Annotated in this window: 8 protein-coding genes and 1 pseudogene; 3 read left to right on the top strand and 6 right to left on the bottom strand. The window is 58.8% G+C overall.

Annotated features, from left to right (window positions below; genetic code table 11):
- Together Q0802_RS06500 and Q0802_RS06495 are read right to left on the bottom strand one after the other, a co-directional pair.
- A pseudogene (locus Q0802_RS06500) lies at positions 1-308 on the bottom strand (signal recognition particle-docking protein FtsY); the annotation flags it as partial.
- Between the two features lie 82 nt (positions 309-390).
- Positions 391-2091, bottom strand: a complete 1701-nt coding sequence (locus Q0802_RS06495) for an NAD(P)H-dependent oxidoreductase subunit E (protein ID WP_298915248.1) — start codon at positions 2089-2091, stop codon at positions 391-393.
- Positions 2092-2307: 216 nt separating this feature from the next.
- On the opposite strand from Q0802_RS06495, the gene Q0802_RS06490 reads away from it, so the two are divergent.
- On the top strand, positions 2308-3396 hold the full coding sequence (locus Q0802_RS06490) for an alkane 1-monooxygenase (protein ID WP_298915245.1): 1089 nt from the start codon (positions 2308-2310) through the stop codon (positions 3394-3396).
- A 52-nt stretch (positions 3397-3448) separates the two neighbouring features.
- Positions 3449-3814, top strand: coding sequence for a hypothetical protein (locus tag Q0802_RS06485; protein WP_298915295.1), 366 nt, complete (start codon positions 3449-3451; stop codon positions 3812-3814).
- 7 nt (positions 3815-3821) lie between these two features.
- Here the strand turns inward: Q0802_RS06485 and xseA are convergent, their stop codons facing one another.
- Entirely contained in the window at positions 3822-5363 is a 1542-nt protein-coding gene (gene xseA / locus Q0802_RS06480; protein ID WP_298915243.1) for an exodeoxyribonuclease VII large subunit, read from the bottom strand.
- Between the two features lie 80 nt (positions 5364-5443).
- On the opposite strand from xseA, the gene purD reads away from it, so the two are divergent.
- Positions 5444-6706 carry a phosphoribosylamine--glycine ligase gene (gene purD / locus Q0802_RS06475; protein WP_298915241.1) on the top strand — a complete coding sequence of 421 codons (1263 nt, stop codon included), beginning with the start codon at positions 5444-5446 and terminating at the stop codon, positions 6704-6706.
- 10 nt (positions 6707-6716) lie between these two features.
- Here purD and Q0802_RS06470 read toward each other — a convergent pair whose 3' ends face one another.
- From Q0802_RS06470 to Q0802_RS06460, 3 genes are all read right to left on the bottom strand, one after another.
- Entirely contained in the window at positions 6717-7463 is a 747-nt protein-coding gene (locus Q0802_RS06470; RefSeq protein WP_298915239.1) for a VCBS repeat-containing protein, read from the bottom strand.
- Positions 7463-7786 carry a 2Fe-2S iron-sulfur cluster-binding protein gene (locus Q0802_RS06465; protein WP_298915238.1) on the bottom strand — a complete coding sequence of 108 codons (324 nt, stop codon included), beginning with the start codon at positions 7784-7786 and terminating at the stop codon, positions 7463-7465. Before Q0802_RS06465 ends, Q0802_RS06470 begins: the two co-directional genes overlap by 1 nt.
- A gap of 344 nt (positions 7787-8130) precedes the next feature.
- Complete coding sequence (locus tag Q0802_RS06460) at positions 8131-9606, bottom strand: Do family serine endopeptidase (RefSeq protein ID WP_298915237.1); 1476 nt, start codon at positions 9604-9606, stop codon at positions 8131-8133.
- Between the last annotated feature and the right edge of the window lie 169 nt (positions 9607-9775).

The raw sequence follows: 9775 nt of genomic DNA, 5'->3' as shown, positions 1-9775 counted from the left end.
TCTGGCTCTGGCTCTGGCTCTGGCTCTGGCTCTGGCTCTGGCTCTGGCTCTGGCTCTGGCTCTGGCTCTGGCTCTGGCTCTGGAGAGGCCGACACGACATCTGTCGAAGCGTCAAGCCCCCCGGGTCCATCAATTTCCGGCTCAACTGTATCAAGTGACACGCCCGATCCACCGGTCGGCGCGTCAGCAACCGGGGGCGGGGCGACCGTTTCCGCGACGCCGCCCTCTTCGACAATCGCCTCCAGACCCTCGTCAATCCAGGAGGAGGATTTGAACAACCTGTCCTTGAGTTTTTTGAAAAACGCCATCTGCGGCCCCACTTCTCACATCGCACCCATCTAAGGGGATTTTGTCAGAAGGAAAAGGGCCGCAGCCTGATTGTGCCCGATGTCAGATTTCGTCCGGGAAATGCTTCATCACCAATCGGATCGGGTTCGGGGCCGCCTGCCCTAACCCGCAGATGGAAGCATCGACCATCGCGGTGCTGAGTTCTTCCAGCAGGCCTTGGTCCCAGGTGTCTTTCTGCATCAACTTCACCGCTTTTTCACAGCCAACCCGGCAGGGCGTACATTGCCCGCAGCTTTCGTCCTCAAAAAAGCGCAACATGTTCAGCGCCGCCGCCTTTGCCGAATCCTGATCGGACAGGACCACAACTGCAGCAGACCCAATGAACGACCCCAAGGGTTGTAATGTGTCAAAATCCAGCGGCACGTCGTGGATCGACGCAGGCAGCAATCCCGAGGACGGCCCGCCCGGCTGATAGGCCTTGAAAACATGACCTTCGGCCATGCCACCCGCTGCCTCGATGATGTCGGTGATCGTTGAACCTGCGGGCAACAAATAGACGCCGGGGGCCGCCACGCGCCCCGAGACCGAATAGCTGCGCAGGCCCTTGCGGCCATTCAATTCCGTCGAGGACAACACCTCCGGCCCTTCGCGGCAGACGCGCGCCACCCAATGCAATGTCTCGACATTATGCACCAGCGTCGGCCGACCAAAGATACCTACCTGCGCCACGAAAGGCGGGCGGTGCCGGGGCATGCCGCGCTTGCCTTCAATGCTTTCGATCATCGCGGATTCTTCACCACAGATGTAGGCCCCGGCGCCACGGCGCAGATCGATAAAGCCTGCGTCAACGATGCCTGCATCTTCCAGCGCCTTGATCTCGCGGCGCAGGATTTCCAGCACCGCCGGGTATTCATCACGCATGTAGATGAAGGCTGTTTCCGCCTCGACGGCCCAGGCAGCGATCAACATGCCTTCAAGGAAGAGATGCGGCACCCGTTCCAGATAATAACGGTCCTTGAAGGTGCCCGGTTCGCCTTCGTCACCATTGACGGCCAGATAACGCGGACCATCGTTGGCGCGTACGAATCCCCATTTCTTGCCCGACGGGAACCCCGCCCCGCCCAGGCCGCGCAAACCAGAGGCCAGCACCTTGTCCTGAACCGCTTCCCAGTTGCCGCCGTCCCGAAGGGATTTCAGCACCGCATAGCCACCTTCAGCAACATAGGCGGCATAATCCTGATAGTCGGGGATATGCGCATGGGTCTCCTTTGCCGCAATCGCCGCATTGACCTTTTCAGGTGTCGCATGGTCGATATGAGCGTGACCAAGTTCCAATACGGGGGCCGTGTCGCAGCGGCCCATGCAGGGTGCGCGCAAAACACGGACCTCAGCCGGGTCAAGCCCATCCTCAAGCGCGGTTTTCAACGCCTGCGCGCCTGCCAGTTCACACGACAGCGAATCGCAAACCCGAATGGTCAGCGCAGGCGGCGGTGTCTCCCCCTCTTTGACCACATCGAAATGCGCGTAGAAGGTTGCAACCTCATAGATTTCTGCCATCGACATGCGCATTTCTTCGGCAAGCGCGCGCAAATGGGCGGCGGACAAATGGCCAAAGTGATCCTGGATCTTGTGCAGATGTTCGATCAGCAAATCGGCACGGCGCGGCGCATTTCCCAGAAGTGATTTCACGTCATCCCAGGCATCATCCTGCAGTTGCCGGCCCTTCGTGTGGTGACGCCCTTTGCCTTTGCCTGATTTCCAGACCCCCTTGCGGGGGTTTTTGTCGGACGTATCCAGTGCCATTCTTTGTTCTCCGTGCCTGTGCTTCAGGCACAGGGTCTTAAGCCAGTCTTTACATGTCGCGGACATTATCAGCCCGGTTCCGCGCAAGATACCGTCAAACCCGCCGCCCGGTAGGGCCAGAAACGACACTCTATGTCTGATCAGAAACTTCCGGCACTCAGAGCAGCCTTTGCAGTGGGTTGGAGCTCGCTCGAAAAAAGATATAAAATCAGGATCATGAACGCACGCCTCGCCTCCCTCCTCTTCGCCTCCGCAAGCCTGACCCCGGCGATATGCCTGTCTTTTGCAGCGCTGGTCGGAGGCGTCTGGAGCTACTTGGCCCTTCTCAGCATCACCGTTCTGGTGCTGGCCATGGACCGCAGCGCCATTGCAGCTATCGCAACGACACGGCAAGAGAACTGGCTGCCGCGCATGATCACGTTGGCTCATTTTCTGATCCTGCCGTTGACAGTCTGGAGCATTGGAAGAGCCGAAGGTGGCGCACCGGGGCAGATCATAGCACTTCTGCTTGGTGCCGGGCTCTTCATCGGACAGGTCTCAAACGCCTGTGCGCATGAACTCATTCATCGGCGTGATCGCCTCAGCCGCTTGTTGGGGACGGCGATCTATTGCTCGATACTCAATGGTCAGCATGTATCCTCACATCTTCTGGTGCACCACGTCCACGCAGGGACCGCCAAAGACCCCAATTCCGCCCCACTAGGGGAAGGTTTCTGGCGCTACTTTCTGCGCGTGCTTGTGGGTGAGTTCACATCGGGCCTGAAAGCTGAAAACAAACGCCGTCAAGGGCATGAAAACAGGAGAACGCACCCCTACCTGATTTATATCGTAGGCGCGTTCACCTCTATCGGTATTGCCTTTTTGCTCTCAGGAAGCCTGGGTGTTTTGGTTCTGATCTCATTGTCGCTTCATGCCCAGATGCAGCTGATGCTGTCAGACTATCTGCAACATTACGGCCTGAGACGGCGGCTCTCGAAAGATCGCAACCTTGAACGTATGGGACCGCAACACAGTTGGAATGCGCCACAGGCATATTCCGCCGCCTTGATGCTGAACGCGCCGTTGCACTCAGATCACCACGTCAATCCCGGCCGGCCGTTTTCGGAATTACACCATGATACAACGACGATGCCGACCCTGCCGCGCTCGGTCCCGGTCATGGGTGCGATCGCTTTGATCCCGCCCTTGTGGCGGCAGATCATGGATCCGAGGGTACAGCACTACTGTCCACAAGGGGATCACGGCAACGTCATGCCGCCGCCCGCGCCGGACACTGGCGGCACTGCCAACGTTCTGTCACAATGATCTCATGAAACCTGTAGCTCAATACATGTCACTTCTTGCGGCGGCAGCCTTTATGACCGCCACGCCGACGCTGGCCAGGGACGCCATGACCGCACAGGAGTTTGACAGCTACACGCGCGGAAAAACCCTTTATTACGGCCAAAATGGCGCACCCTACGGGGCCGAGGTCTATATGGACAACAGGCGTGTGAGGTGGTCGTTTCTGGACGGAGAGTGCAAGGAAGGCGAATGGTACGAGAGCGCGGACCAAATCTGCTTTGTCTACGAAGACAACCCGAACCCGCAGTGCTGGACTTTCCATGACAATGGCACCGGCCTGACCGCACGTTTCCAGAACACACCCGGCGCAACCGAGCTTTACGAGGCCGATGACGTGGGCGCAGAAATGATCTGCCTTGCCCCCAACACCGGCGTATGACGCCCGTCTAGAACAGCGAGCCTTGCCCGGACGGCGCAGTCGGGTGATTTCGCGTCACGGGTTTTCCACCAACCCTGACGCGCCCATCTGCGAATTGAATCTCAAGCGTGTCCGCCGATTTCGCCGTCTTGCAATCCGTCACGATGTCATCGCCGTTTCGCACAACGGCAAAACCTCTCTCAAGCGTTGCTTCATAGCCGAGCGTCAGCCGCAGACGCTCCAATGTATCAATGCGCCCTTTCCAACGCGCGAGATCGCGTTTTCCGGTATCCGACAGGCGCTTGCACAAGGCCCCGAACTCCCGCGTCTTGCGATCTCTGTCCTGCTGCAACGCAGCAGGCCGGAATCGCCGCGACAGCGCGGTCATCCGATCTTCTTTGACCGCAAAGCTCCGTAACAGCGCAGGGCTCAAGCGGGCGGCAACGTCACGCAGGCGCCGCGCTTCAATCTGCACTGTCCGGCGCAATGTCGAAGGCCGCAGGCTGCCGCTCATATCTGCCAGCTTCACCTTGCGACGTTGCACACCACCGATCAACGCCGGACCCAACCGCGCGCTCATCAAATCCAGCTTTTGACGTGGCCCGTCGAGAAGCGTTTCCGCCCGTGGCAGCGCCCGCGCAACATCCCGCAATCGCTGGTCGCGGCGGGTCAGGCCATGGCTTAGGGCCTGCCGCATGCGGGCATCCTGACCGTCCAGCCAGGCCATCAGCTCGTGCCGCACAGGCACCGCCAACTCTGCCGCTGCCGTTGGTGTGGGCGCACGTTTGTCGGAGACAAAATCAATCAGGGTTGTGTCCGTCTCATGCCCAACCGCAGAGATAAGGGGAATCTCCGAGGCCGCAGCCGCCCGTGCCACGCTTTCCTCATTAAAGCCCCACAGGTCCTCAACCGATCCGCCACCGCGGGCCACGATCAGCAGATCCGGTCGCGGCAAAGCACCTCCCGGCGTCATTGCATTGAACCCTTCGATGGCGCGCGTCACTTCCGGCGCGCATTTCTCCCCCTGAACGGCCACAGGCCAGATCAGAACCTTACGCGGAAAGCGGTCCCGCAAACGGTGTAGGATATCGCGGATCACGGCTCCCGACGGTGAGGTCACAACGCCGATCACGTCCGGCAGATAGGGCAACGGCCGTTTGCGCGCAGGATCAAATAACCCCTCTGCCTCCAGCATCTTCTTGCGTTTTTCCAAAAGCGCCATCAACGCGCCCAACCCGGCGGGTTTTATATCATCAATGACGATCTGATATTTCGACTGCCCGCCAAAGGTGGTCACGCGCCCCGTGGCGACCACCTCCATGCCTTCCTCAGGCTGGGTTTGCAGACGCGCGGCGACACCTTTCCAGATCACACCTGAAATGACCGCGCGGTCGTCCTTGAGATCGAGGTAGATGTGACCGGATCGCGGGCGTGATACGCGCCCCACCTCTCCTTTGATCCGGACATGACCAAACTCGCCCTCGATCACCCGTTTGATCGCGCCCGAGAGTTCGGTAACGGTAAATTCGGGGCTGTTGAGCCCTTCTTCTGGAGAATCGATCAGGTCCATGGGGCCTCTGGTGTTGTGTCGCGGCGGGTGCCAGCTTAGAACGCGGCGAGCGCAAGGCCAAGCAGATCAGGAGCACAACCATGAACATTCTCATCCTTGGCAGCGGCGGACGTGAACACAGCCTTGCATGGGCGGCCTTGCAGAACCCCAAATGTGACCGGTTGATTGTCGCACCGGGCAATGCCGGGATTGCGGAGATTGCGGATTGCGCCAGCCTCAACATCGAGGACGGCGGAGCGGTGGTCACATTTGCCGAAGAAAACGCCATTGATTTCGTGATCATCGGGCCCGAAGCACCGCTGGCGTCCGGTGTGTCGGATCGTTTGCGCGCGGCTGGTATTCTTGTCTTCGGGCCAAGCGCTGCGGCCGCGCAACTCGAAGCCTCAAAGGCTTTCACCAAACAGATATGTGACGCCGCGGGTGCGCCCACAGCAGCTTACGGTCACTTTACTGATGCGGCCTCGGCGAGGGATTATGTCCAGCAGCAGGGTGCACCCATTGTTATCAAGGCTGACGGGCTTGCCGCCGGAAAGGGTGTCATTATCGCGGAAACGATCGAGCAGGCTCTGTCAGCGGTAGATGACATGTTCTCCGGCGCCTTTGGTGCGGCTGGTGCAGAAGTTGTCATCGAAGAATTCATGATCGGCGAGGAAGCGTCCTTTTTTGTGCTCTGTGACGGTGAAACCGTTCTACCCATTGGCACCGCGCAGGATCATAAACGCGTGGGCGAAGGCGACATCGGCCCGAATACCGGCGGCATGGGGGCTTACTCGCCCGCTCCCGTGATGACGCAAGCGGTGATAGACGCGGCCCTGGACCGCATCGTCAAACCGACAATGGCGCAAATGGCGCAGCAGGGCACGCCCTACCAAGGTGTCCTTTTCGTCGGCCTGATGATCGAAGAGGGTGCACCGCGTCTGGTGGAATATAATGTCCGTTTTGGCGATCCGGAATGTCAGGTGCTGATGATGCGTCTTGGCGCGCAGGCATTGGACCTGATGCATGCTTGCGCCGAAGGTCGCCTGCGAGAAATGAAGGTAAACTGGGCTGCCGATCACGCCCTGACCGTTGTGCTGGCCGCGCAGGGATATCCGGGCGCTTACGAAAAGGGATCTGTCATCTCAGGAATGGACGCAATGCCCGAAGACAGCAGCCACATGGTATTTCATGCAGGCACGGGTCGGACGGCGGGGAACTTCACCGCGCAGGGCGGGCGGGTTCTGGCCGTCACAGCCCGTGCCGGCTCGCTCACAGAAGCACAGCGCAACGCCTACCAGATGGTGGATCAGATTGATTGGCCGGAAGGTTTCTGCCGCCGAGATATCGGCTGGCGCGCGCTTTAACCAATTGATTTCAGGGTGCGCAGTCTAGCGCCCGGTCAAATGCTTCCCTGCGCGTCTTCGTGCCGATTTGTCTTTGCACCAGCGAACCGTTTTCAAAGGTCACCGCGACCAGATGCGCCCAATCAGCCGAGGCCAGGATCATTTCAGGTTTGCCATCGCAATCACGTATGCCGCCCGCAATATCGCGCTCGCCAATGCGGTGGTTGGTTACTCCGGGCATCTGCGCCACAGGGACGAGCCCGCCATCCTTAAAACGAAAGACTTTCAACGTTTTTGCCAGATGTGGCCTGTCGACAACGGCAATTTCCATATGTCCGTCGCCATCCAGATCAAAGGCTCCGACAGGAGCAAGCCAGCGGAACCGCGTCCCGATATGAGGTGTCGTGGCAATACGACCCGCGGACCCATAAACGGCCAATCGCGCACCCAATGTCTGGCTGCTCTCAACGGTAATCACTTCGGGCAGGCCGTCGTCATCCAGATCAACCAGCCGGGGTTCGGTATCTTCAAAAACCAGGTCATCCGGCAAGATAAACTCACGTGTCTGACCTGACCCCAGGGTGATTACCAACGATGCGTGTTCAATGTTGTCCCCCAAAACACCATGAGGATAGCGGGTTGTGGCTATGGCATAACCGGCGTCAACGATCGTTTCGGCTGCCGCCAGTGACCCGCGCAACAAGCACAAGGCCAGAAGTGCGCGGCGCGCCGAACTCTGCCAATCGCGCGACAGAAGACGCCGCGCGCCCTTAAGCATCAAATTTGTTTTTCCGGCATCTGAACGATCAGACCATCCAGCGCTTCCGTTACCTTGATCTGGCAGGTCAGGCGGGACCGGGCCGGGTCAGGTTCATATGCGAAATCCAACATATCTTCTTCCATGTCTTCTTTCGCGGGAAGTTTCTCCGTCCAGGATGGATCGACATAGACGTGGCATGTGGAACAGGCGCAAGCCCCGCCGCAATCGGCTTCGATGCCCGGAATATTGTTGTCACGCGCGCCTTCCATGACGGTAAGGCCATTTGCGACATCGACAATATGTTCCTTGCCGCCGTGTTCGATATAGGTGATCTTTGCCACGTTCGTCGTTCCCTTGCTGATCTGTCTGAGCCTGTCTACCGAGGCGATATAAGACGCACCAGCCCCTTTTGCGAGGCACAATCTTCCTGACTTGCGGATTTTCAAGATTTTCCGAATTTAGGCGCACCGATAATGCCTGCCACCGCAACGCACGATCTGCCCCAATCCCGCCGACCCCTGCGCTGTTTGGCACAAGGCAGTTTCACCGGGAGTCATGGAAACAGGGACACGACCTGTCTCGATCTTCCCCGCGGGCGTCAGCGCGGGCCCGGCTGATCCCAACATCCTTGCCACAACAGACAAGGGCGCCCCAAAGAGCGCCCTTAGCCAAGATCGTCTGCCTTTTAATCGGCCAATGACAACGCCACGAAACGTGGATCACCGGCGCGACGCACCAGCAGCAAGAGTGATTTTCGTCCAGCTTCCTTGGCGGCCTCTACGCGCTTTTCAAGATCGGAAATGCTTGTCACCTTCTGCTGACCGGCCTCGGTGATGATGTCGCCTGCCCGCAGGCCTTTCTCAAAGGCCTCAGAGGCTTCATCGACTTCCATGACAGCAAGTCCCAGCATATCCGCATCCGCGCCAAGTTCCTGACGAAGCTCATCCGTCAGCGCGGTCAGCGTCAGACCGAGAAGTGATTTTGTGACCGGATCTTTTTCCACATCCGGACCGGCTGCCACTGCAGGCACGGCGCCTTCAGCTTCTTCGCGGCGACCCAATGTGACCTTGAGTGTCATGGAGGCACCGTCGCGCATCACCACCACCCGGACCGTTTCGCCCACCGGGCTGTTGCCCACGGTACGCACAAGCCCACGGGTATCTGCAACATCCTTGCCTGCAAAGCTGATGATCACATCCCCGGCTTCCATTCCAGCCTCTTTCGCAGGCCCCTCGGGCACGTCCGTTACCAACGCACCAGAGGCCGATGCCAACCCCATGGCTTCGGCAACATCCTCGGTCACATCCTGGATGCGGACACCGAGCCAGCCACGGCGGGTTTCGCCGAACTCCTTCAGTTGATCAACGACCCTCGTAACAACATTCGATGCCATCGAAAAACCGATGCCGATGGAACCGCCGTTGGGGGAAAGAATAGCCGTATTCACGCCGATAACTTCGCCGTCCATGTTAAACAGCGGGCCGCCGGAATTGCCGCGGTTGATCGCCGCATCGGTCTGAATGTAGTCGTCATATGTGCCGCTGAGTGCCCGATTGCGCGCAGAGACGATCCCGGCGCTCACCGAAAATCCCTGGCCAAGGGGGTTGCCCATCGCGACAACCCAATCGCCAACGCGAGACAGATCACTGTCGGCAAACTTGACGAAGGGCAGCGGTTCATCCGCTTCGACCTTCAGCAGCGCTATATCGGTGTTGGGATCAGTGCCGATCACTTCGGCTTTCAGCTCTTCGCCATTGAAAAATTCTATCAGGATTTCATCCGCACCATCGATCACGTGATTATTCGTCACCACATAGCCATCTTCGGAGATCACAAAGCCGGAGCCCAGGGCCGATGACCGCCGCGGACGATCCCCGTCGCCGTTGTTACGATCCTGAAATTCGCGGAAGAAATCTTCAAAGGGCGATCCCTCCGGAACGATGCCCTGTGGACCCGTGCGCCCGGCGACAACCGTTGACGTGGTGATATTGACCACCGAGGGGCTTATCTTCTCCGCGAGCGGTGCGAGGCTGGATTGTTGGGCGAGTGCGCTTATGGGCTGAACCAACAAAAACGCCAGTGTCAGCAGGGCCAAAAGCATCAACCGCATCTGGAGGGTGATGGAAAATTGTTTTGACATGGATACTGCCTTGGGCTGCATGCGTCGTCTCCTGGTGTCGAGTTTTATGGACCTTCTGGCCGTTCTACGCAGGGCTGAGGTGCGATTGCTCACAGACTGCATTTAGGGTGGCCACCGTGCAACATTAAAGATGTATCACTCTGCCACAGTTTCAACAGTCTGTTACCAAACCGTGAAGATGCGGCTTATT

It is taken from the genome of uncultured Roseobacter sp., from assembly GCF_947495275.1.
GTDB lineage: Bacteria > Pseudomonadota > Alphaproteobacteria > Rhodobacterales > Rhodobacteraceae > Roseobacter.
The sequence above is the reverse complement of the archived record's forward strand: the minus strand, read 5'-3'. Positions and strand labels throughout refer to the sequence as shown.